The organism is Devosia subaequoris, from assembly GCF_014197055.1.
GTDB classification, from domain to species: domain Bacteria; phylum Pseudomonadota; class Alphaproteobacteria; order Rhizobiales; family Devosiaceae; genus Devosia; species Devosia subaequoris.
Window position 1 is genome coordinate 89,365 of record NZ_JACIEW010000007.1, and the last position, 22,869, is coordinate 112,233.

Annotated in this window: 21 protein-coding genes; 13 read left to right on the top strand and 8 right to left on the bottom strand. The window is 62.1% G+C overall.

The genetic code is table 11. The features are described 5' to 3' along the window. Positions 1 to 963, top strand: coding sequence for an adenosylcobinamide-phosphate synthase CbiB (cbiB, locus tag GGR20_RS14095; RefSeq protein ID WP_183312009.1), 963 nt, complete (start codon positions 1 to 3; stop codon positions 961 to 963). Here the strand turns inward: cbiB and cobU are convergent. Then, a complete protein-coding gene (cobU, locus tag GGR20_RS14100; RefSeq protein WP_183312011.1) occupies positions 956 to 1,492 on the bottom strand; it encodes a bifunctional adenosylcobinamide kinase/adenosylcobinamide-phosphate guanylyltransferase in 537 nt (178 codons plus the stop codon). The genes cbiB and cobU overlap by 8 nt on opposite strands. Before the next feature lie 276 nt (positions 1,493 to 1,768). Here cobU and GGR20_RS14105 point away from each other — a divergent pair, with 276 nt between their 5' ends. The 4 genes from GGR20_RS14105 (at position 1,769) to edd (ending at position 6,838) form a co-directional block, all read left to right on the top strand. Beyond that, the gene (locus GGR20_RS14105; RefSeq protein WP_183312013.1) at positions 1,769 to 2,710 is read left to right on the top strand and encodes a BadF/BadG/BcrA/BcrD ATPase family protein; all 942 of its coding nucleotides are present in this window, start codon (positions 1,769 to 1,771) and stop codon (positions 2,708 to 2,710) included. Between the two features lie 13 nt (positions 2,711 to 2,723). Then, positions 2,724 to 4,208, top strand: coding sequence for a glucose-6-phosphate dehydrogenase (gene zwf / locus GGR20_RS14110; RefSeq protein WP_183312014.1), 1,485 nt, complete (start codon positions 2,724 to 2,726; stop codon positions 4,206 to 4,208). Further along, positions 4,205 to 4,900 carry a 6-phosphogluconolactonase gene (gene pgl, locus GGR20_RS14115; protein ID WP_183312015.1) on the top strand — a complete coding sequence of 232 codons (696 nt, stop codon included), beginning with the start codon at positions 4,205 to 4,207 and terminating at the stop codon, positions 4,898 to 4,900. The genes zwf and pgl overlap by 4 nt, the downstream gene beginning before the upstream one ends. Before the next feature lie 123 nt (positions 4,901 to 5,023). Then, positions 5,024 to 6,838, top strand: coding sequence for a phosphogluconate dehydratase (edd, locus tag GGR20_RS14120; RefSeq protein WP_183312016.1), 1,815 nt, complete (start codon positions 5,024 to 5,026; stop codon positions 6,836 to 6,838). On the opposite strand, the gene GGR20_RS14125 is transcribed toward edd, so the two are convergent. Further along, a complete protein-coding gene (locus GGR20_RS14125) occupies positions 6,831 to 7,964 on the bottom strand; it encodes a citrate synthase (protein ID WP_183312018.1) in 1,134 nt (377 codons plus the stop codon). The genes edd and GGR20_RS14125 overlap by 8 nt on opposite strands. Positions 7,965 to 8,048: 84 nt before the next feature. Here GGR20_RS14125 and GGR20_RS14130 point away from each other — a divergent pair, with 84 nt between their 5' ends. Then, a complete protein-coding gene (locus tag GGR20_RS14130) occupies positions 8,049 to 9,122 on the top strand; it encodes a citrate synthase/methylcitrate synthase (protein WP_183312019.1) in 1,074 nt (357 codons plus the stop codon). On the opposite strand, the gene GGR20_RS14135 is transcribed toward GGR20_RS14130, so the two are convergent. Together GGR20_RS14135 and mutL are read right to left on the bottom strand one after the other, a co-directional pair. Next, positions 9,098 to 10,654 (bottom strand): VOC family protein, encoded by a 1,557-nt coding sequence (locus GGR20_RS14135; RefSeq protein WP_183312021.1) that lies wholly within the window; start codon positions 10,652 to 10,654, stop codon positions 9,098 to 9,100. The genes GGR20_RS14130 and GGR20_RS14135 overlap by 25 nt on opposite strands. Beyond that, a complete protein-coding gene (mutL, locus tag GGR20_RS14140) occupies positions 10,651 to 12,465 on the bottom strand; it encodes a DNA mismatch repair endonuclease MutL (RefSeq protein ID WP_183312022.1) in 1,815 nt (604 codons plus the stop codon). The genes GGR20_RS14135 and mutL overlap by 4 nt, the downstream gene beginning before the upstream one ends. A gap of 689 nt (positions 12,466 to 13,154) precedes the next feature. Between mutL and GGR20_RS14145 the strand changes: the two genes are divergently transcribed. The 4 genes from GGR20_RS14145 to GGR20_RS14160 all read left to right on the top strand — a co-directional run bounded on the left by GGR20_RS14145 (position 13,155) and on the right by GGR20_RS14160 (position 17,884). Next, positions 13,155 to 14,612 (top strand): TadE/TadG family type IV pilus assembly protein, encoded by a 1,458-nt coding sequence (locus GGR20_RS14145; RefSeq protein ID WP_183312023.1) that lies wholly within the window; start codon positions 13,155 to 13,157, stop codon positions 14,610 to 14,612. Positions 14,613 to 14,857: 245 nt separating this feature from the next. Beyond that, positions 14,858 to 16,495 (top strand): alpha/beta hydrolase, encoded by a 1,638-nt coding sequence (locus GGR20_RS14150; RefSeq protein ID WP_338084931.1) that lies wholly within the window; start codon positions 14,858 to 14,860, stop codon positions 16,493 to 16,495. Positions 16,496 to 16,577: 82 nt separating this feature from the next. Beyond that, positions 16,578 to 17,420 (top strand): DMT family transporter, encoded by an 843-nt coding sequence (locus GGR20_RS14155; RefSeq protein WP_246349616.1) that lies wholly within the window; start codon positions 16,578 to 16,580, stop codon positions 17,418 to 17,420. An 11-nt stretch (positions 17,421 to 17,431) separates the two neighbouring features. Next, a complete protein-coding gene (locus GGR20_RS14160; RefSeq protein ID WP_210283190.1) occupies positions 17,432 to 17,884 on the top strand; it encodes a nucleoside deaminase in 453 nt (150 codons plus the stop codon). Here the strand turns inward: GGR20_RS14160 and GGR20_RS14165 are convergent. Both GGR20_RS14165 and GGR20_RS14170 read right to left on the bottom strand, forming a co-directional pair. Then, positions 17,881 to 18,363, bottom strand: coding sequence for an SRPBCC family protein (locus GGR20_RS14165; protein WP_183312026.1), 483 nt, complete (start codon positions 18,361 to 18,363; stop codon positions 17,881 to 17,883). The genes GGR20_RS14160 and GGR20_RS14165 overlap by 4 nt on opposite strands. After that, positions 18,360 to 18,695 (bottom strand): ArsR/SmtB family transcription factor, encoded by a 336-nt coding sequence (locus tag GGR20_RS14170; RefSeq protein WP_183312027.1) that lies wholly within the window; start codon positions 18,693 to 18,695, stop codon positions 18,360 to 18,362. Before GGR20_RS14170 ends, GGR20_RS14165 begins: the two co-directional genes overlap by 4 nt. 170 nt (positions 18,696 to 18,865) lie before the next feature. On the opposite strand from GGR20_RS14170, the gene GGR20_RS14175 reads away from it, so the two are divergent. Genes GGR20_RS14175 through GGR20_RS14185 form a run of 3 tightly spaced genes read left to right on the top strand, consistent with a single transcriptional unit; the run spans position 18,866 to position 20,548 of the window. Continuing rightward, the gene (locus GGR20_RS14175) at positions 18,866 to 19,324 is read left to right on the top strand and encodes a hypothetical protein (protein ID WP_183312028.1); all 459 of its coding nucleotides are present in this window, start codon (positions 18,866 to 18,868) and stop codon (positions 19,322 to 19,324) included. Then, entirely contained in the window at positions 19,324 to 19,557 is a 234-nt protein-coding gene (locus GGR20_RS14180) for a helix-turn-helix transcriptional regulator (protein ID WP_183312029.1), read from the top strand. Before GGR20_RS14175 ends, GGR20_RS14180 begins: the two co-directional genes overlap by 1 nt. A gap of 19 nt (positions 19,558 to 19,576) precedes the next feature. Further along, on the top strand, positions 19,577 to 20,548 hold the full coding sequence (locus GGR20_RS14185; protein ID WP_183312030.1) for an NAD(P)-dependent alcohol dehydrogenase: 972 nt from the start codon (positions 19,577 to 19,579) through the stop codon (positions 20,546 to 20,548). 2 nt (positions 20,549 to 20,550) lie between these two features. Here the strand turns inward: GGR20_RS14185 and GGR20_RS14190 are convergent, their stop codons facing one another. Together GGR20_RS14190 and purD are read right to left on the bottom strand one after the other, a co-directional pair. Continuing rightward, positions 20,551 to 21,663, bottom strand: coding sequence for a patatin-like phospholipase family protein (locus GGR20_RS14190; RefSeq protein WP_338084932.1), 1,113 nt, complete (start codon positions 21,661 to 21,663; stop codon positions 20,551 to 20,553). Continuing rightward, positions 21,575 to 22,846 carry a phosphoribosylamine--glycine ligase gene (gene purD / locus GGR20_RS14195; protein WP_183312033.1) on the bottom strand — a complete coding sequence of 424 codons (1,272 nt, stop codon included), beginning with the start codon at positions 22,844 to 22,846 and terminating at the stop codon, positions 21,575 to 21,577. The genes GGR20_RS14190 and purD overlap by 89 nt, the downstream gene beginning before the upstream one ends. Positions 22,847 to 22,869 lie beyond the last annotated feature (23 nt).

The following is a 22,869-nucleotide window of genomic DNA, read 5'->3' on the forward strand; positions in this document are numbered from 1 at the left end:
ATGGACCCGTTGATTTCCCCCTTGGCCCTGGCCATCGAACGCCAGCTTGGCTATCCGCAAAAGCTGCTTGAAAGCATCGGTCACCCGGTCATGTGGTTCGGCAAGCTGATCAGTTTCTGCGAGCAACGGCTGAACACCGCCAGCCGAAGCTCAAGACAGCGCAAGCTGGCGGGAATTGTTGCGCTAGGGCTGCTGCTCCTGTCCGTTCTCATTGTCACCATCGGTATCCGCACCATTCTGTCCTGGATCCCCCTGGGCTGGGCCCTCGAGATGCTGCTGGCCACCGCATTTCTGGCGCAAAAGGAGCTAGGGCGCGCCGTCGAGGCCGTCTCGGACGCCTTACGGACCTCGCTGGCCGCCGGACGAGACGCCGTCAGCCATGTTGTGGGGCGCGACCCACAGGCGCTGGATGAGGCCGGAGTGGCCCGTGCCGCTGTCGAAACCCTGGCCGAAAGTACTTCCGACGGTGTCGTGTCGCCCTGGTTGTTTCTGGTCCTGTTCGGCCTACCCGGTATTGCCGTCTACAAGGCCGTCAACACCGCCGATTCCATGATTGGGCATCGCGATGAGCGCTATCGCGACTACGGTTGGGCCGCCGCCAGGCTGGACGATCTGCTCAACTGGATACCGGCGCGGCTCAGCGCCGTGCTCATCACGGCTGCATGTTTTTTCACCCCCGGGGCCAGTCCCGGCCGTGCCTGGGCAACGGCGCGGCGCGATGCGAGCAAACACGATTCGCCTAATGCGGGCTGGCCCGAAGCAGGCATTGCCGGCGCGCTGGGTTTCCAGCTTGGCGGTCCCAGGTCCTATGATGGAGAAGTTGTTGATCTACCGGCCTTCGGCAGTGGAAAGACCAGTCTGGGGCCCAGCGACATTCTGCTGGCGCTGCTGCTTTATCGCCGTACGCTGGACGTGCTGCTTGGGCTGAGTTGCCTTTTGGCACTGATGGCGCTGCTTAGCTGAGCGAGTCGGGGGTATCCCCCTTCATGGTAAGCGGTAGCCCCGCGGCGATGAAATAGACATCGTCGCAGATCTCGGCCAGCCGTTGGTGTGTTGAGCCGGCCAGGTCCCGGAATGTACGGGCCATGGCGTTGTCGGGGACAATCCCCAGTCCCACCTCATTGGATACCAGAATGATCTTGGCCTGCTGGATTTCTTCCAGCGTGGCATAGAGCTCGCTGACGGCCGCGGCGACATCGTCATTGGCAAGAAGGAGATTGGTGATCCAAAGGGTCAGGCAATCGACCAGGATGACATCGTGCGCCATGGCGGCCTTGAGCAGGGCATGGGAGAGCTCGACCGGCTCTTCAATCGTCGTAAAGCGCTCGCCCCGGCTGGCTTGATGGCTGCGGACCCGATCATGCATTTCCGAATCGAGAACGCTGGCTGTGGCAAGATAGGCGGGCTTGGAGCCGGCGTGCAGAGCTAACCCCTCGGCGAAGGCGGTTTTCCCCGAGCGCGCGCCGCCCAGGACCAGGCAATGTCGTGTCATGGTCAATCCTCGTTCGGCCGCGCCGCTGCCCATACCGGTTAGACTACCTTCGTCCCAAACGTGTCGGGCTTGCAAGGCGTTCCCCTGCTTTACGCCCTGTGCAGGGGTGCTTCAGTGGGCTGACTAGGCAAGGCCATTTTCTTGGCGTCTGCTACTTTCGTCGTAGCTCCTTTCGCATTATGGTCCGCGCCGAACTGACCACCTAGATTGAGCGAAGCGGGGCACGGCATTCGTCTGTTGCCATCGATTATCCTCACACCCACGGAGATGCCTTTCGTGCCGCGATATTATCTTGGCGTTGACGGTGGCGGCACCAATTGCCGCGTGCGCCTGGCCAATGAACATCTGGAAACGCTGGCAGAGGTCAAGAATGGCCGCTCGAACCTGCAGATCGACGGCGGTGAACCGGCCTACAAGGCCATCAGCGCCGGCGCGCGAGACGTGTTCAAAGCGGCCGGAATCGATTTTGCCGAAGCGGCAAATACCCATGCGTGCTTCGGCATGGCCGGTGGCCGCATGGATTCGGCGCGCGATATGTTTGCAGCCCGCCCCTGGCCCTTTGCCGGGGTGAAGGTTTATGACGACATCGACATCGCCCATGCCGGCGCTCTTGGGGGTGAGGAGGGCGGTGTCGTCATAATTGGCACTGGTTCGGCCGCTATGTCCATTGTCGATGGCACCCGCCATCAGGCTGGTGGTTGGGGCTTTCACATTGGCGACCAGATGAGCGGCGCCATTCTTGGCCGCGAATTGGTGCGTTATGCCGTCGAGGCCGAAGATGGCCTGGTCGAAGCCTCCCCGCTTACAAAGGCGGTCATCGCCGAACTCGGTGGCGACAACCAGACGGCGATGACCTGGTCTTTTGCGACCGAGATGAATCTCAAGCTGTTGAGCCGCGATGGGTCGGAAGGCTGCGACGATGCCCTAGTGGGCCGCGCGCCGGGCGAGTTTGGCAAATTGATGCCGCTCTTTTTTGACCATCTTGAACAGGACGACCCGGTGGCCCGGAAGCTTCTGGCCATCCAGATTGGCTACATCGACACCTATGTGAATTGGTTCAAGGGCCACGGCGCCTCGGTCATGGCCGTTGTCGGCGGGTTGGGGCAGCGCCTGTTTCCGATTTTGCAGCAACACTATGGTGACTTTGTCGCTTTGCCCAAATACGAACCTCTGCATGGCGCGGTGATCCTCGCCAAACAGAATTTCGCGTCAAACTAAGGGACCCTCCGCTTTGTCCAGCCGCATCATTCCCGTCCAACCCTTCGATTACGTGGTGTTCGGCGCCACCGGAGACCTGACCAAGCGCAAGCTGATCCCGGCGCTCTATCATCGTTTCTTGGATGGTCAATTCGACGAGCAGAGCCGCATCATCGGCGTCTCGCGCTCCAAGTTCAGCGACGCCGAATTCCAGAAACTGGCAGGCGATGCCGTCGCCCAGTTCGTCGAAAAGGACTATCAGGACGCCGCTGTTACCGAGCGTTTCCTGAGCATCTTCTCTTATGTGGTCAATGACGTCTCCGACCAGGCTGGCTGGGGCGACATCAAGAAGGCGCTGCGCGACGACCCAGGTGTGGTCCGCGCCTTCTATCTGGCCGTGGCGCCCGATCTGTTCGAGCCGATTGCCGAGCAACTCGAAAAGACCGGTGTCTATCGCCGTGATGCGCGTGTCGTCATCGAAAAGCCATTGGGCCACGACCTGGCCTCGTCCATCGAGATCAATGACGGCGTCGCCAAGATCTTCAAGGAAGATCAGGTTTACCGCATCGACCACTATCTCGGTAAGGAGACTGTGCAGAACCTGTTGGCGTTGCGCTTTGCCAATACGCTGTTCGAACCAATCTGGAATTCGGCCCATATCGACCATGTGCAGTTGACCGTGGCCGAAAGTGTCGGCGCCGGCACGCGCGGCTACTATGACGAGAGCGGCGCCCTGCGGGACATGATTCAGAATCACATGCTGCAGCTGCTATGCCTGGTGGCCATGGAGCCGCCTGCCAGCGACGATGCCAATGCCCTGCGCGATGAAAAGCTTAAGGTGCTGCGGGCGCTGCGTCCCATCACCAATGGCGAAGTGGCGGCCAAGACCGTGCGCGGCCAGTATCGCGGCGTGAAGTCCGAGACGGCTGCAGTTGCCAGTTATCAGGACGAACTGCCCGAGGATAAGAAGGGCAGCCACACCGAAACCTTCGTGGCGCTCAAGGCCGAGATCGACAATTGGCGCTGGGCCGGCGTGCCATTCTACCTGCGTACCGGCAAGCGCATGGCTGAGCGCGTGTCGGAAATCTGCATCCAGTTCAAACCTATCCCGCACTCGATCTTCGATCATGCCGAAGGCGCGCCCAAGGCCAACAAGCTGATCATCCGCCTGCAGCCCGATGAGGGGGTCAAGATGATGATGATGATCAAGGACCCCGGTCCCGGTGGCATGCGGCTGCGTCAGGTGCCACTCAATCTCAGCTTTGCCGAGACCTTCACCGAGCGTACACCTGAAGCGTATGAGCGCCTGCTGCTCGACGTTGTGCGTGGCAACCAGACCCTGTTCATGCGCCGCGATGAACTCGAAGCGGCCTGGCAGTGGGTCGATCCGATCCGCCAGGCCTGGGATCGGGCTTCCGAACCGCCGCAAACCTACACCGCCGGTACCTGGGGGCCGAGCGGCGCGGTCGCGCTGATCGAGCGCGACGGCCGCACCTGGTATGAGGGGCCCAACTCGTGAGCATTGAGCGTCGCAGCTTCGCCGATAAGGGCACTCTCGCCAAGGAACTGACTGAGTCCGTTGTCGATCGCATCCGTGCGGCCATCGCGGAACGCGGCGCTGCATCGATAGCGGTCTCGGGAGGGTCCACGCCCGGGAAGTTCTTCCAGACCCTCGGCAAGACCAAGGACATCGACTGGTCCAAGGTGGTGGTGACGCTGGTCGACGAACGCTGGGTCGATGAAACCAGTGATCGCTCCAATGCGCTGCTGGTCAACGAGAAGATGCTGCAGGGGCCGGCCGCCAGTGCGCGTTTCTTTCCGCTCTATTCTGGCGGCGCTGAGCCGACCGACGCCGCAATTGCCAAGACCAACGCCCTATTGGCCGAACTGCCGCAGCCTTTCGCGGCGGTCATTCTCGGTATGGGCAATGATGGCCATACGGCCAGCTTCTTTCCCGGCGGGGATACGCTGGATGCGGCACTGACTGCCTCCGGCCCGACCCTGGCGATCCGGGCGCCAGGCGCCGGCGAGCCGCGGGTGACCTTTACTCTGCCGCGCCTGCTCGAAACCGACGGCCTTTACCTTCATATTGAAGGCGAGGGCAAGGCCGAGGTGCTTGATGCCGCGCTGGGCGACGGACCGGTCGAAGACATGCCGATCCGCGCCGTGCTGCGCTCGGGCGCGCCGGTCACAGTTTACTGGTGCCCATAAGGCTCCTGGGGCGGTCCCCAATCGACCGCCCTGGCCGCTGATGGGTACTGGTATTTTGATGCAAGGATAACCGCGCCAGCGGCCCCCTTCTGGCGCGTCCTTGCCAGCATATGGAGACTTGCCATGACCGTCCGCCAGGCTATCCAGGACGTGACCGACCGCATTGCCGCGCGCAGCCGTGACAGCCGCCGCGACTATCTCAACCGTCTCGATGCGGCCAAGGAACAGGGCGTCTACCGTTCGGCCCTCTCCTGCGGCAACCTCGCCCACGGCTTCGCTGCATGCTCGCCCTCGGAAAAGGCGGCTTTGGCCGGCAACAAGACGCTGAACCTGGGCATCGTCAATTCTTACAACGACATGCTGAGCGCGCATCAGCCCTATCAGTTCTACCCCGACATCATCAAACAAGCGGCCCGCGAAATCGGCGCGACTGCGCAAGTGGCCGGCGGCGTCCCGGCCATGTGCGACGGTGTCACCCAGGGCCAGCCGGGCATGGATCTGAGCCTGTTCAGTCGCGACGTGATCGCCATGGCGACCGCCATCTCGCTTAGCCACAACATGTTCGATGCCGCCGTCTATCTCGGCATTTGCGACAAGATCGTACCCGGCCTGGTCATTGGCGCGCTGAGCTTCGGCCACTTGCCAGCCGTCTTCATCCCGGCCGGGCCGATGCCCTCGGGCCTGCCCAATGACGAAAAGAGCAAGATCCGCCAGCTCTATATGGAGGGCAAGGTCGGCCGCGCCGAATTGCTTGAAGCCGAGAGCAAGTCCTACCATTCAGCGGGCACCTGCACCTTTTATGGCACCGCTAATTCCAACCAGATGCTCATGGAAATCATGGGCCTGCACTTGCCCGGCGCCAGCTTCGTCAACCCCGACACCCCGCTGCGCGATGCCCTGACCCGCGAGGCGACCAAACGCGCGCTCTCGCTCTCCGCCCAGGGCAATAATTATACCCCGATCGGCCACATCATGGACGAAAAGGCCCTCGTCAACGGCCTGGTGGGCCTGCACGCTACTGGTGGTTCGACCAATCACACCATGCATTTGATCGCCATGGCGGCCGCTGCCGGCATTCAGATCACCTGGGACGATATGAGCGACCTTTCCGACGCCACGCCGCTGCTGGCACGCGTTTATCCCAATGGCATTGCTGACGTGAACCATTTCCACGCTGCTGGCGGCATGGGCTTTTTGATCAAGGAACTGCTCAACGACGGCTATCTGCACGAGGACGTCAACACTGTCTGGGGCACGGGCTTGTCGGGGTATACGGTCGAAGCCAAGCTGATCGAGGACACTCTGAGCTTCGAGCAGGCGCCAGACGAAAGCGCGCTGCCTAAGGTTCTGACCAGCACCAAGACCCCGTTCCAGCCCACTGGCGGGCTGAAACTGCTCAAGGGCAATCTGGGGCGCTCGGTCATCAAGGTCTCGGCGGTCAAACCCGAGCATCGCGTGGTCGAAGCTCCCGCCCGGGTATTCCACGGCCAGGAAGGCCTGCAGGCCGCCTTCAAGGCCGGAGAACTGACCGGCGACATGATTGCCGTGGTCCGGTTCTCCGGCCCCAAGGCCATTGGCATGCCCGAACTGCACAAGCTGACACCGGCGCTGGGTGTGCTGCAGGATCGCGGCTACAAGGTGGCCCTGTTGACCGACGGGCGCATGTCTGGGGCCTCGGGCAAGGTACCCGCCGCAATCCACATGACACCCGAGGCTATGGACGGCGGCCCGATCAGCAAGATCCGGGATGGCGACGTGATCCGGCTCGACGCCAATGAAGGCACGCTGACCTTTCTCGGCGACGAGAAAGAGTTTTTCTCGCGCACACCGTCGACCGAAGACCTGCGCCCGCAACATTTCGGCATGGGCCGCGAACTGTTCGCTGGCTTCCGCAACCTGGTTGGCGTCGCCGACAAAGGCGCGAGTGTGTTCAACTGATCTTTGGGGCCGGACCGGAGTAGCGGGCGCGCGGCCGGATCAACGCGCCTGTCTCTACCTGTTCCAGAGCGTGGGCAATCCAGCCCACGCTGCGGGCCAAGGCAAAAATCTGCAGCGGCGCGTCAGCCGGCAGGTCGAACGTTGCGGTCAGCGCGGCCAGTGCGAAATCGATATTGGGCTTTTCGCCGATCAGCCGCTCTCCAGTCGCGGCCAGTTCCGCAAATAGTATCGGCACGTTGAACGCCGCCATCAGTGAATCGGCGCGCACATCGCCATTGGGATAAAGCCGATGCCCGAAACAGGGCAGGGCACTTCCCTGCCGAAGATAGGCGCCCATGGTCTCGGTGGCGCCCAGTCTTTGCGCCTGTTCCACCAATCCCGCCATGCTCTGGCTGGCATTGCCGTGCAGGGGGCCGGATAGGGCTGCCAATCCCGCCAGAACCGCAGCTGAAACAGGCGCCCCGGTCGAAGCCGTGACCCGCGCGGCAAAGGTCGAGGCATTGAGTTCGTGCTCGGCCAGCAGCACCAAAGCGCGGCGGATGGCCTCTGCTGCGTCGGGCCGGTTCCATTGTTCGGCCAGGCGCAAATGCAGCGGTGCATCGCCGGGCGTGGCCACAGCGCTGGCAAGGAAAGAGACGGTCTGTGCAGCGTCCGCAATCAGCACTTTGCGAGTGCGCCCGGCGGTGGGCATGTCAGTCGCAGCCAGTTCTGCCATGGCGCGATAGGCAGCTGGCAAGCCGGGCTCTCCCACCTGCGTCTTGCTGGCAAAATCGGGAAGCACAGCGCCTTGCCAGAGGAGCCTTGCAACCTCTTCTAGCGTCGCCGCTTCGGCCAGGACCACTGCATCCCGGCCACGATACAGCAGCCGGCCACCCGCCACCGTGGCAATCGCTGTCTCCAGCACCGGCTCGCCCCAGGCGATAGCCTCCGCCGCAACGCTTCGCGCTGGTTGCCGCCCTTTCTGCCGGGCGGCCAGCCGTTCGACATCCTCCTGCCGGTAGAGGCTGCGTCTCGGATCGGCGGGGTCGGGCCGCGCGCCAATCCGGCCGCGACTGACATTGGCATAAAGCGTTTGCGGCTTGGTGCCCAGTTGCGCCAGGGCCTGTTCCGCGGAGATCCAGCTCATATGGCCTCACATTGATCAACTGCATCAAGATTGACGTCAATCTTGATTGGCCTGATGTAGGGCAAAAAAGCAAGGAGATGCAACATGTCCGGCCTCGATGATGTCATTGCCGCCGAAACCCGATTATCCGAAGTCGATGGGCGCAATGGGCGCCTGGTGATCTGCGGTCACAGTCTGGATGCACTGGCGGGACAGCAATCCTACGAAGCGGTGCTGACGCTGCTGCTGCCCGATGTGCTGTCTGTCTGCGAAGAGACACTGCGCGCGGAATTGGCGCAAGCAAGGCTGCGAGCCTTTCAGGAGGTGGCAAGTCTCGATACCGATCTGGTCTCCCTATCGGTCACTGAAGCGCTCCGTGCCCTTATGGCAAGGCTTCCAGACGGGGAGGATAAGTCCGTGGCTCTGTTACAGATTGCTGCACCGGCCGTCTTTGTCCCTGCTCTGATCCGAGCCAAGGCGGGACAGCAGCCGATACCGCCCCATGCCGGTCGTGGCCATGCTGCAGACATGCTGGCCATGCTGACGGGGAACCAGCCGGGCGATGAGCAGATCCGGGCCCTCGACACCTACCTCGTGACCGTGTCCGATCACGGGCTCAATGCCTCGACCTTCACCGCCCGTGTCGTTGCCTCGACCCGGGCAGGCTATGCCTCGGCAGTGCTGGCGGCATTGGGGGCGCTCAAGGGACCGCTGCATGGCGGGGCACCAGGACCAGTGCTCGATATGCTCGACGCGGTTGGTGCGCCGGAACAGGCGGCGGGCTGGGTTGCCGCTGAGCTGGGCAAAGGAGAGCGGCTCATGGGCTTCGGGCACCGCATCTACCGGGTGCGTGACCCCAGGGCAGATGCGCTCAAATCCGCGCTCAACCGGCTCGGTGCTTCCGGTGGTATGGATGCCCATCGCCTTGCGCTGGCCGAATCCGTCGAGAGCGCGGCGCTGACAGCATTGCGGGCAGCCAAGCCGGATCGTGCGCTGGAAACCAATGTGGAATTCTTCACCGCGCTTCTGCTCGAAGCGCTCGGTTTCCCGCGCGATGCCTTTACCGGCGTGTTTGCCGCCGGTCGGATCGGCGGCTGGGTCGCCCACTCCCGTGAGCAGATCGAGACCGGTCGGCTGATCCGTCCGCAGTCGCGCTATGTCGGACCAAAGGCGGCGTGATCGAGCCATTCGGTGATGGCCGGTGGGTCATGTGGCCCGAGTTTATGACCACCGGAAAGAATACGGGTGGTCACCAGGGCGCCGGATTTTGCCAGCGCCTCCGCCAGCCTTTCGCCTGCCGGGCGAAAGGCGTCTTTTTCGCCCAGGATGATCAGGACTTTCGTCCCGGACAAATTGGTCTCCGGCATCTCATCCAGCACCATGACCGGCCGCAGCAGGATTGCCCGCTGGACCATCCCCGGATGCAGCAGCATGGACGCCCCGAGCAGGTTCGCGCCATTGGAATAGCCCAAAGCAACCAGTCGCTCCGGATCTAGTTGGTAAGAGCCGTGGGCTTCTTCGAAAAACGCGTCCAGCGCGCCGGATTCGAACCGGACGTCCTTCTGGTCGAAGATCGCGGGCCCCAGGGCTCGGAACCAGCGGCGCGTCCCGTCCTCGGTGCTGCGCCCGCGCAACCCCAACAGCGTGGCGTTGGGTGCCGCATTATGCGCCAGCGGCATCAGGTCGGTCTCGTCTCCGCCCGTACCGTGCAGCAAAACCAGAGTTGACCCGTCCGGTCGGCCTGGAGTGAAGAAGCGATGCTTGTAGATAAGATCGCGATAAGCAACGCGCTCTTCCTCCGGCAGGCCGAATTGGGGCAGCATTACCTTCATCGCTTCGGGATCCGGCGTGTCCGGCGGCAGGAACAGCGTCTGGCCAAGCGTCTCGATGGCTTCGTCCAGCGTGAAGCCGGGCCCATCGCTGGCCATCTCGATCAGCACATTGCCCGGTTCGCGCACATAGAGCGAGGTAAAGTAGTTGCGATCATGCAGCGTAGTGAGGCTTGAATTGCGCTTGCGCAACTCGGCTTCGACCGCCTCGACCTCGGCAGCATCAGCAGCGCGCACCGCGACGTGATCTGCGGTTCCCGCGCCCGGTGCACCTGGCCAAAAGCCGGCTGCATCGCGGATATCGATCACATCGCCGATATCGGATACCATGCGCTGGATCGGACCTTCGCTTGCGCCCTTTGCAAAGCCGAAATAGCGGCCAAGATAATCGACACTTTCCTCCTGCACGTCCGAAAGCAGGGTCACCCCGCGAATGCGCTTGATCCGGTACACGATTGGAATATCGCCCTCCGGCATCTCCAGCGCAGCGACGTCGGCGCTGACCAGCTTGATCAAGAATCCATCGGGGTCTCGCAGTCGCAGCACCGTTTCGCCGAATTCCTGCCCCGTGCCCTCGACCTTGACCTGATGCGTCAAGGCCCGCTCCAGCCAATAGCCGATTGAGCCTTGTGGGATGGCAAGCGCGATTTCGCTGACCTGGCCGGCGCCGGCCTGTCCGGCCGAGCCGCCCTGCCAGACCAGAAAGGTCAGCAGTGAGCCCGGACTGGCGGCGAAATCGCCGTAGAAGAGATGCAGCTGGCGCGCATCCTCATAGCCGCCGGTCTGCTTGACCAGCCGGAGGCCGAGAAAGCCGATATAAAAGTCGACATTGGCCTGCACGTCGGCGGTGATCAGGGTCACATGGTGGATGCCGCTGGTCACCGGCTCCTCCCGAACAGGCGTTCGATATCGCCCTTTTTCAGTTCCACATAAGTGGGGCGCCCATGGATGCACTGGCCCGAATGGGGCGTTGCTTCCATGTCGCGGAGCAGGGCGTTCATCTCGTCGACCCGCAGGCGCCGACCGGAGCGGACCGAACCGTGACAGGCCATGCGGCCGATAATAGCCTCCATTCGCGCGGTGAGGGCGGCGGTGCTGTCCCATTCGGCCAATCCGTCGGCCAGATCGCGGACAAGGCCGGAAATATCGGGATTGCCGAGCAGTGCCGGGGTCTCGCGCACGGCAATGGCGCGGGGGCCGAAGCGGTCGAGATAGAGCCCGAACTTTTCCAGTTCGGGGGCCGCTTCCTCGAGGCGGGCACAATCCTCCTCGGGCAATTCGACGATGACCGGGATCAATTGCGCCTGGCTGGCGACGGGGCCGGAGGCGAGCTGGGCCTTGAAGCGTTCATAGACCAGTCGTTCATGGGCCGCGTGCTGATCGACCAGAAGCAGGCCGTCACCGTTCTGGGCGATGATGTAGTTGTCGAACATCTGTGCCCGCGCCGTGCCCAGGGGATGGTCGACCGGTTCGGCGGCAGGTTCGAAAGCCTCCACGCGGGCACTGGGTGCGGTGAAGCCGGCAAGCTGGCCAGATTGCCGGTCGAAATTGAGCGGGGCCCGGTCGGGCTGCCAGTCGAAGCGCTGCGGCTGGTAAGCGGATGATTCCGGAGCGACCGGGGCAGGGGCCGATGGCTCGGCCATTTCCGGCGCGCTGAAGGCCCCCAGAATATCTTCAGCAACGCTGGTCGAGGCCTTGAAGCCGGCGCTGGCGAGGGCCGTGCCAATTGCCTTGATGACAGCGCCGCGCACCGCGCCCTGATCGCGAAACCTGAGCTCCGCCTTGGCGGGATGCACATTGACGTCTACTTCGGCCGGGTCGATGGCGAGATAGAGTGCCACCACTGGGAAGCGGTCGCGGAACACGTAGTCGGCAAAGGCGGCCCGAACGGCGCCGACCAGCACCTTGTCGCGTACCGAGCGGCCATTGACGAAATAGAACTGTGACAGGGAATTGGCCCGCGTATAGGTGGGCAGACCTGCCATGCCGGCCACCACGATACCATGCCGGGCGGTGGCGAGGGTAACCGCGTTCTCGACGAAATCGGCGCCCATCACCTGGCCCAGCCGACCTCCGAGCGCACCTTCCCCGGTGACTGCGGGCCAGTTCGAGGCCGTCCGGTCCGAGCCTTCGAGCACGAAATGCACCGCCGGATTGGCCATCGCCAGGCGCTTGATCACATCGGTGATGGCGGCGGTTTCCGAGCGGGCGCTCTTGAGGAATTTCCGCCGCGCCGGGATCTGGGCGAAGAGATCCTTGACCTCGATGACTGTGCCCCGGTTCATCGCCTGCGGCATGGGGCCGCTGCGCCGGCCATTGTCGACCACCAGCACGAGACCCGATTCCGCCTCGGCAGTGCGCGAGGCGACCGAAAGGCGGGCGACCGAGCCGATGGAGGCCAGCGCCTCGCCGCGAAAGCCCAGGGTGCGGATATCGTCGAGATCATCGGCACCGAGCTTGGAGGTGGCGTGACGTTCCACCGAAAGCAGCAGATCATCCCGGTCCATGCCGTGTCCATCATCGGCAATGCGGATCAGGTCCATGCCGCCATTGGCGGTGGTGATGGTGATGCGCCGGGCCCCCGCATCGATGGAATTTTCCACCAGTTCCTTGACCACGCTCGATGGCCGCTCGACCACCTCGCCGGCGGCAATGCGATTGATCAGGTCTTCAGGCAGCTGGCGGATGGGCAAGGGCGAATCTCCTTGCCCCCAATATAGGGCGGGGCCCGGCGCTTTCCGACCCGCCCGGCACGTTGTGCCCATGCCATTTCGCCGCCCTCTGGCATGGTGGCATGGCGCATCGAATTTTACCCTCTCGCACTAACGGGCGCGCTGAAGCCCCGGCAGGCCCTTGCGGCTTCCGTTGAAACTGGACGTATCCCGAGGCGCGTGCGTCTCAGTAAAACTAGATAAATAGAGACGTCGCCGCCTCGGGATACCGGGTTTCTCCTGCGTGCCGTGGTCCCTTTTGATCGCTCGTCGCAAGGCGCCCGGCCGGCAAGCAGGTGCTGGAGCGACCCAGCACCCAACCGGCTCCCCCCGCAAAAGTTCGCTGCAGTCCGTCCGCCGCGGGAGTGATGGGAAGAGGATAAGGGAGGTTGAGGGGGGGGATTATTTTATGGGCGGCGGGTAAAGACCCCAAATCGGGACTAAAACCCGACCTCGCGGGGAATGTAATTGGACGTTGAACCTTGGGAACAATTGAGTGGCGCTATCACGCTGCGGAGTCCGCTGCGCGGTAGCGGCCAATGGCGCAACGATACGCGCCGACTATCCGTCAAAATAAATGTCTTTCGACGCGCAGACGGAGCGGATCGCTTAATTTATGCGCTTATAATTTACCTTTGACTGTTAACTTGCTCCATCTAACAGGTCGGGGCATGACAGTGCGGATCTTCAAAAGGTTCTGGCGAGACCAGCGGGGAGTATTTGCAGTCGTCTTCGCGATCATGGCCATTCCAGTCATTGCCTTGGCGGGGGCGATGGTGGATTACACCATGTGGTTGTCTGCCAGCACCTCTGCGCAGGGGGCAGCTGATGCTGCGGCACTTGCGGCGGCCAGCTCGAAAGCCGGTTCAGACCGAGAGGTGCATGATATCGCCAGCAAGGTGGTTGCACCTCGTGTCCAGCAGTGGCCGGGAGTTGAACTTGGATCGGCCACATTTGACAGAACTACCCAAGAAGTAAAGGTCAGGATTTCTGGCTCTATCCCCACCTACTTTGTCACGTTGGTGGGCGTGGATTCGTTGCAGATAAATGTAGTCTCGCAGGCAGTGCGAGCCGCAGATGGTTTTCTAGAAGTGGCGCTCGTTCTGGACAACACGTGGTCGATGTCGTCTGGAGACGGCAACGGTATCAGCAAGATCCAATCACTGAAGAGCGCGGCGAACAACTTGCTGACGCTCCTTTTCCAAGGTGCTGTAGAAAATGTGCGCGTCGGCCTCGTTCCCTACGCGGAATACGTCAATGTCGGCCTCCACAATCGCAACCAGCCCTGGTTGAATGTCCCTGCAGACACCTCGTCGACCTCACCCCGTACCTGCGAGACGCGTACAACGCGCAGTAGTTGTACGCGGGGAGAGTCAAGAACCTGTACTAGAACTGTAGATGGCGTAACGGAAACCTACGACTGCACTCCTTACAACTGTAACACCTATGAGGTGCCGCCATACGAAGTTTGCTGGGGTGGCGGTACAACTACGAGGACTTGGCATGGCTGTGTGTTATCTCGTACCCCCGGGACCCTAAGGCTCTCGGACCTTGAACCGCAAACTCCCTACGTCGGCATATCCAGTACAAGTCGACAATGCATGACACAGATCGTGCCTCTCACCTCTGACGAGCAAGCGCTGAGATCGGCAATTGAAGGCATGGAGGTCAATGTCGGCTCCTATCGGCCCCAGACGTATATTCCCGCCGGCATGGTTTGGGGGGTCAATGTATTGTCGCCCACTGATCCGTTCTCCGAGGGAGAGGCATATGATCCAGGTAACGCGAAGCCGCGCAAGGCCATCGTTCTCATGACCGATGGTGACAATACCCTTCGATACTATTCGTCCGACGGCAGACATGTTAATTTCAGCAGCAATACAGAGACTGCAAATACTCAAAAGGCTCAGACGGACCGGGAGACAAATGCCATCTGCTCATACGCCAAGGAGAATGCAATCGAAGTATTCTCTGTCACCTTCGGAGATCTTTTACCAGACTCCGCTCGAATGCTCCTGTCTTGTGCCAGCTCTTCCGATCACTACTTCACCGCTAGAAATTCTGCGGAGCTGAGTGAAGCATTTGAGGCAATCGCAGATCGCTTGAGCGTTGTTCGGGTCACGCGGTAACACTTATCCACCCTTTCGAGGTTTGTCGCACGCGGACCTGCGTTGGTAGGGCGGCGGTGTTCATCTGGTCGAAGCTCCCGACGCCAGCCCACTCCCCGCCACAAGTCAGTCTGAGACCACCGCCTGACAAGCCCTCAGCAACATTGACCTCGTCAGTCTTCCGAGTTCACTTAGTCGCCATGTCCAGTGCTGAATCCCGCCCGCCAAAGGATTGGGTCCAAAGGGCAAATGCCCTTTGGGATGCGGTGGCCTATCATCTCTCGCCACCGGGCCTCTTGGTTGGTTCGATCTTCTTTGCGCTCTCGCTCACGCCCTCCCTTTTGCCACGCACGGAGACGGTGCAGGGCATACTTTCGGGATGCTGTTTTGCCATCGGCTATGGCTTCGGCAATCTGGCGCACTGGTTCTGGGGTTACCTCGGCCTCAAGGTCCCGCCGGGGCGCGTGACGCGCGCGCTGGGGCTCCTGGTCGGACTGGTCTGCTTGGGGCTGGTGCTGGTGGCGCTGTGGTATTCCAATACATGGCAGAACTCGGTGCGCGCGGTGATGAACATGCCGCCGGTGGAGGAAAACCAGCCCCTTCAGATAGCGACCTTTGCCATACCGATTGCCGCAACCATTCTGATTTTGGGCAAGCTGCTGGTGACCGTGATCCGGCTGATCTGGCACTGGTTGCTGCCGCATATGCCGCGCCGGGCTGCCTTTGTGGTGGCAACAACGCTGGTGGCGCTGCTGATCAGCATCCTGGTCAACAATCTCTTCCTGCGCGCGGCGCTGCGGGCGGCCGACAATTTTTATGAACGGCTCGACGCGCTGGTGCAGACAGAGGCCGAGGCGCCGGCGCAATGGTTCCAGACCGGCAGCGCCGAATCCTTGATCGAATGGGAGACAATCGGACGGGACTCCCGCGTTTATGTAAAATCCGGTCCTGACGCCGCCGAGATCGAGGCCATGACCGGCAAGCCGGCGCTGCAGCCGCTGCGGACCTATGTCGGCCTGCGGTCGGCGCCGACGGTGATGGAACGCGCCCAGCTCGCCCTGGCCGAACTGGTGCGTATTGGCGCTTTCGAACGCTCGGTGCTGGTGCTGGCGATGCCGGTGGGCACCGGCTGGGTCGACCCGGCGGCCATCGACACGCTCGAATATCTCCATGGGGGCGATGTGGCGAGCGTGGCGGTGCAATACTCCTATCTCACCAGCGTGCTTTCGCTCTTTATCGAGCCCGAACTGGGCACCGAAACCGCCCAGGCGCTGTTCAACACGGTCTATGACTATTGGACGCAATTGCCGCGCGATGACCGGCCGCGCCTCTATTTGCATGGATTGAGCCTGGGGGCGCTGGCCTCGCAGAATTCCACGACCGTCTATGATGTTCTGGCCGACCCATTCGATGGAGCGCTTTGGGCCGGTCCGCCCTTTTCCAGCCCGATCTGGTCGCGCATGACCGAGAGCCGGCTGCCGGGATCGCCCGCCTGGCTGCCCCGTTTCGGCAATTCCTCGGCGGTGCGTTTCATGAACCAGACGGGCGCGAAGGGGTGGGAGGGCCTGGCCTGGGGGCCAATGCGCATTGTTTTCCTGCAATATGCCAGTGACCCGATCGTATTCTTTTCTTTCGATGCCGACTGGCAGCGCCCGGACTGGTTCAACGCACCACGCGGCCCCGATGTGTCCCCCGCGCTCAACTGGTATCCGGTGATCACCTTCCTGCAACTGGCCCTCGATGCGGCACTGGCGCAAACCCCGCCGGTGGGGCATGGCCATGTCTACGCGCCCGCGGACTATATTGACGCCTGGGTGGCGGTAACGCAGCCCGAGGGTTGGACCGAGCGCGAGCTGGAGGCGCTGAAGGCGGCCATTGATCCCGATAGATACGCGCCGTTCTGAGCATGCGCACCGCAGCAAATCTGCAAGACTGGCCACCAGCTGACGCTTATTGTGGGACCGGGGGTGACGGATGCGCATAGTCATGCTTACAGCGCTGGCGATGATTGCCTTTGCCGCCAATTCGGTGCTGGCCCGGCTCGCTTTGGCCGATGGTGCCATGGATGCGCTGAGCTATACCGGCATGCGCATTCTGGCCGGTGCCGTCATCCTGTTTTTGCTGGTCTGGTGGCGCACGCGGAAAAGCGGGGCAGGCTTGACCCTTGCTGGACATTGGCTGCAGGCGGGGGCTTTGCTTGGCTATGCGCTGGGGTTCTCGTTGGCCTATGGATGGCTGGGCGCAGCGACCGGCGCCTTGATCCTGTTCGCCAGCGTGCAGATCGGCATGGTGGCGCGCGCCATTGCCGTGGGTGACCGGCCTGGCCTGCTCGAATGGCTTGGCCTGCTCCTGGCCCTTGGTGCATTTGCCTATCTCGTTTCGCCCGGTCTCACCGCGCCAGACCCACTGGGTTCCCTGCTCATGGTGTTGGCTGGCCTGTGCTGGGCCGCCTATTCCCTGCTTGGGCGAGGATCGGAGCGGCCGCTGGACGATACGGCGGGCAATTTTCTGCGCTGCGCGCCGGTGGCGATACTGCTGCTGGTGATCGGCATCTGGAATGGCGCGCCGCGATGGGATGGGCTTGCTTATGCCATAGCTTCGGGGGCGATCGCCTCTGGCCTGGGCTATGCAATATGGTATGCGGTGCTTCCGGTCCTGACCCGAACGCGGGCAGCCATCGTGCAGCTTTCGGTGCCCGCTTTGTCGGCATTTGGCGCTGTGCTGTTCATCGGCGAAGCGCTCGACGCGCGGCTGCTGATCAGCTCGGCGATCATTCTGGGCGGGATTGGCATCGCAACGCTGGCGGCGGGCCGTCGCCGGGGAAACTGAGGACGAAACAGATGTCGAGCGCGCCTTCGCCCATGGAACTGGCCCTGGCCCTTGCCGAAGATGCCGCTGCCCAGGGCGAAGCCCCCGTGGGTGCGGTCATCGTCGAGGGCCAGACCGTGCTGGCTGCCGAGCGCAATCGCATGCGGGCGCTGGCCGATCCGACCGCCCATGCCGAGATGCTGGCCATCAGAACTGCGCTGGCGGCACGCGGCACCGGCCGGCTGGATGGCTGCGACCTCTATGTGACGCTTGAGCCCTGCGCCATGTGCGCCGGGGCCATCGCGCATACACGGCTACGCCGGATCTATTTCGCCGCCGAGGATATCAAGGCCGGGGCGGTCGAAAACGGCATTCGCCTGTTCGACCAGCCCACCTGCCACCATCGCCCCGAGGTGATCGGCGGGCTGTCGGCCGGCCGCGCTGAAGCGATGCTCACCGCGTTTTTCAGAAGCCTCCGGGACTAGGCCCCGGCCAGCAACTCTGCGAGTTTGTCGAAGGCCTGGGACCAGCCGCCGCCGCCCGCTGTGCCTTCCGGCACGCCCACATGTGTCATAGTCATCACCGTCTTATCGCCGGCTTCGGCAAGTTCGACGATGACTTCGGTGATGTCCGGGTGTCCCTCAGGCATGCCCATGGCCTGAGGCGCGATCAGCACGCCATCGGCGTCACACAGGCTCTCGGTATAGACCAGGCGGGTGGGCTTGCCGACTTCCTTGTAAACGCCGGTAAACCACATCGTCATGGTGCGGTCCGGTGAGCGCATTTCCATGCAGATTTTCCGTGTGCCACCCACCACCACATCCATCTGGGCGGTCGGCACGGTCATCCCCTTGGGGCCATACCATTTCTTGAACTGTTCCGGGTCGGTCCACATCTCCCAGACCAATTCGATCGGAGCATCGATTTCACGCGTGATCTTCACCCAGTCCGGCGTCTCGGTCATTCGTGGTCTCCCTTAAAATCTTCGATTGCTCTATCCAGGGCATCAAACCTCGCATCCCAGATGTGGCGATATTGTTCGGTCCAGTGGACCACATCCTTCAGCCGCTCAGCATTCAGCCTGCAGGGGCGAAATTGTGCGTCCTTGCCACGGGTAATCAGCTCTGCCTGTTCAAGTACCCTCAGGTGTTTCGAGATGGCAGGCAGGCTCATCTTAAACGGTTCCGCCAAGGTGTTCACAGTCGCCTCGCCCTCGGCGAGCCGCGAAAGGATGGCGCGCCGCGTAGGATTGGCCAGGGCCGCGAACACGGCATCGAGTGCTTCTACGTCTTCCATGAGCGAAGTATTTAAATAATAAGATAATTAAGCAAGTAGTTTATTTGGAGGCGATCATCGTTCATCGCGAGTGTGTGAAATTTCAAACCTGATGTATATTATAATTGACAGAAGGTTCGAAATAATCGATATAGAGAAAAGAATGTTTGGCACGGAGGCCGCGGATGTCGATGCGGGAAAAAGTAGCGTGGATCGCGGTGATCACGTCTGTGATGATTTTTGGCTGGTATTTCTGGAGCGCCTGGGCCGAATTCTCTGCGCGGCAACTGGACGGGGACGCTCTGTTCTGGCGGTTCCTTTGGTGCCTTGGCATAGCAGTCGTCATCATGTTGCCGGCGGCGATGATCGCGGCGCGCCTTGGAGGGCAGGACTTCGACCCCCCGGCCGATGAGATGGAAGTGAGGATCGAGGCGATCTCCAACCGCTATGGGCTGGCGCTGCTCGAAATCCTGCTGGTCGCCACTGTCCTGGCAAGCAAGTGGATTACCGACATTGCCCGCGCTGATTTCACCCCCGATCCCGTGGGGGCTACGGCGATCATGCTGGTCAATCTGATCCTTTTCGTCACCGCCTTTGCGGCAGTGGTGCGCGAGATCATCATTATCATCCAGTACCGGATGTATGCCTGATGCCGGCGCCTCCCCCCATCACCAACACGATCCGGCGGCTGCGCTTTGACAACAACGAAATGACGCAGCAGCAACTGGCCGACGCCATCGGCATGACCCGACAGACTGTCGCAGCCATTGAGCAGAACAAGTATTCGCCTTCGCTCGAAGCCGCCTTCCGCATAGCCGAGGTCTTCGGCGTCGAGATTGGTGCGGTCTTCCAGTGGAAGGCCGGCGGGAAGCAGGACCGGTAGCGGTCCCAAGGAGTCCAATATGAAAGCCTGGTTCGCCCGCCATTATGGTGGCCCTGACGTGCTGCGACTCGAAGAGGTCGACAAGCCGGTCCCCAAGCCCGGAGAAATCCTGGTGAAAGTACATGCGTCCACGGTCAATTCGGCAGACCGACGCATTCGCGCCTGTGACTTTCCACCCGGCATGAAGACCCTTGGCCGACTGGCGCTTGGCTGGAGCCGGCCGCGCCAGCCGATATTGGGAACGGAGCTCTCAGGTGTTGTCGAGGCAATAGGGCAGGGGGTGAGACAATATTCGCCCGGCGAAGCGGTTTATGCTTTTCCTGGCGGCAAGATGGGCGCGCATGCTGAGTATGTCATGTTCAAAGAAGCCGGACCGCTAGCTCATCTGCCAGAGGGCGTCAGCATGCAGACCGCCGCTGCGCTGTGTTTTGGAGGCACTACGGCGCTGAGCTATTTGCGCCGCGCCGGGGTGCGGGAAGGGCAATCCATGCTGGTGCTCGGTGGGGCGGGCGCGGTGGGCTCGGCCATGGTGCAATTGGGCAAGCTGGCGGGGGCGCAGATTACTGCCACCACCAGCGCGGGGAATCTCGACCTCGTCGCGGCATTTGGGGCCGGTAGGGTGATCGACTACCGCCACACCGATGTAGCCCGGCTCGGCGAGCGCTTCGATGTCGTCGCCGACACTGTCGGGGCAATGGACTTCGCTACGGCGCAAAGGCTGCTCAAGCCGAACGGGCGCTATCTTGCCATTTCGGGGGCGATGAAGGAAATGCTCGGTAGCCTGCGCAAGGGGCCGGACGGGAAACGGATGATCGTCGGGCCAGCCGATGAACGGCGCGAGGATGTTATCGAACTCGGCCGCCTGGCCGCGCGAGGGCAATACCGGCCCCATATCGACAAGGTCTACGCCTTCACCGATTTGCCTGCCGCCCATGCCCATGCCGATACAGGGCATAAGCGGGGCAGCGTGGTGGTGCAGGTCGCCGAATAGCGTCAGTCCCTGGGATTACTATCGATCGGCTCGATCCGGTCCTGGATGTAGGCCTCGATCTTGTGCTCCAGCATGCGCTTGAAGCGGTCTTTTTCCGCATCGGCGTGGGCGATGATCTCCCGGACGCGCCAGAATTCCATCGCTCCGATATGGGCAACGCGGGGGCGGATATAGATGTCGGGTGGATAGGCCGCCATCATGTGTGCCGTCAACGAATGCATCATGATCTGCGCCGAGCCGAACCAGATGTCGAGGGCCTTGTGATCGGTCTTTGTGATGTTAGCGGAGGGATCGCCTGCCACATCGATGCCGATCAGGAAGTCGGTGCCGATATCGGCCTGATCGAGGGGCAGCGGATTGACCACGCCCCCATCGACCAGCAAGTGGTTGTTATAGACGACGGGCTTGAAGAAACTCGGAATTGCCAGCGAACCGGCGATGGCGGGGCGCAGCAGGCCTGAATTGAACACCACCTGGTGCCAGGATTGAAAATCGGTCGCCACGACATAGAGCGGCACCTTGAGGTCCTTGAACTCGAGCGGAAAATTGTCCGGACAGAAGGCGTCCACCACGCTGGTGGCTTCGATCTGCATGGAGATGCCATTCTTGAGCATGCCGCCAAGCCCGCGGATCTGCGTGGCCCAGAGGCGGCTGGCGATCGTGCGCAAGGTGCCCAGCACCTCGAAGGAATGTTCGCGCAATTCACGGCCAGTCATTCCCGAGGCCCAGCCCGCGCCAATCAGCGCACCGATCGAGGTGCCGGATATAACCGTGGGTCTGAGGCCGAGTTCGTCCATCGCCTCGATATAGGGGATATGGGTGAGGCCACGAGCCGAGCCGCCGCCCAGGGCTACGCCAATTTTTGGTTCGCTGCTCGTGTTCATCCTGCCACGCTCCGCACCCTTCATGCGCAGCCGTTCCACCAGCGCCATGCCGCGCTGTTGCAGGGGCGTCAGCGGGCGTTGCTGCGGGGCCGCGTCAAAGACGGTTCGCAGCAAGCTTAGCGTTTTAAGATTGAAGAATGGTTCAGCCTTCTCGGGCGATTTCCCGCCAGCCGATGTCGCGCCGGCAGAAGCCTTCTGGCCAATCAATTGCGTCCACGCCTCTGTAAGCACTTGCTCGTGCCTCTTTAACCGATGCCCCGAGCGCGGTGACATTCAGCACGCGCCCACCATTGGCTAGTAAACGGGTGCCATCACGCTTCGTTCCGGCGTGGAAGACCGTCAGCGCATTATTGTCGAGGCCGTCGACCCCCTTGATCTCGCTGCCCTTGCCATAACCGCCGGGATAGCCTTCGGCGGCTATGATGACTGTCAGCGCAAACTCGTCCTTCCAGGCGACATCATGGCCCGCCAGACTACCGGTGGCGACGGCGTAAAGCAGGGGCACGATGTCGCTTTCCATACGCATCATCATCACCTGGCACTCCGGATCGCCGAAGCGCGCATTGTATTCCACCAGCTTGGGACCGTCCTCGGTCAGCATCAGCCCGGCATAAAGGACGCCCGCATAGGGCGTGCCGCGCTGGGCCATGCCGCGCACAGTAGGCTCAACGATGCGGGCCATTGTCTCGTCGTAGATTTCGCGGCTCATCACCGGAGCCGGGGAATAGGCGCCCATGCCGCCGGTATTGGGGCCCGTGTCGCCGTCAAAGGCGCGCTTATGGTCCTGCGCGGTAGTAAGAGGCAGGATTGCGGTGCCGTCGGTCAACACGAAGAGGCTGACTTCCTCGCCCTCCATGAATTCCTCGATGACCACCGACGCGCCAGATTCGCCAAAGGCCCCGGCAAAGCAATCGACAATGGCGGCCTCCGCCTCCTCGACGCTCATCGCCACGGTGACGCCCTTGCCTGCGGCCAGGCCGTCGGCCTTGATTACAATGGGCGCCCCTTGCGTATAGAGATAGGCTAGAGCCGACGCCTCGTCTTCGAACCGACCATAGGCGGCGGTGGGGATGTCGAATTGGTCGCACAGCGCCTTGGTGAAGCTCTTCGAGCCTTCGAGTTGGCCGGCCTCCTTGGAAGGGCAGAAGCAGGTTATGCCTGCCGCTCGGATATCGTCGCCCAATCCAGCGACGACCTGCGCATCCGGGCCAACGACGACAAAATCAATAGCATGTTCCTGCGCTGCGGCAATGACGGCGGGATGATCGGTAATGTCGATGTTGAGGTTGGTGGCCAGCCCTTCGGTCCCGCCATTGCCCGGCGCGACAAACAGGGTATCGACCATAGGCGACTGCGCGATCTTCCAGGCCAGGGCATGTTCGCGCCCACCCGAACCAATGACCATTACGCGCATGTCTCGCCTCCGTGCCGTTTGCG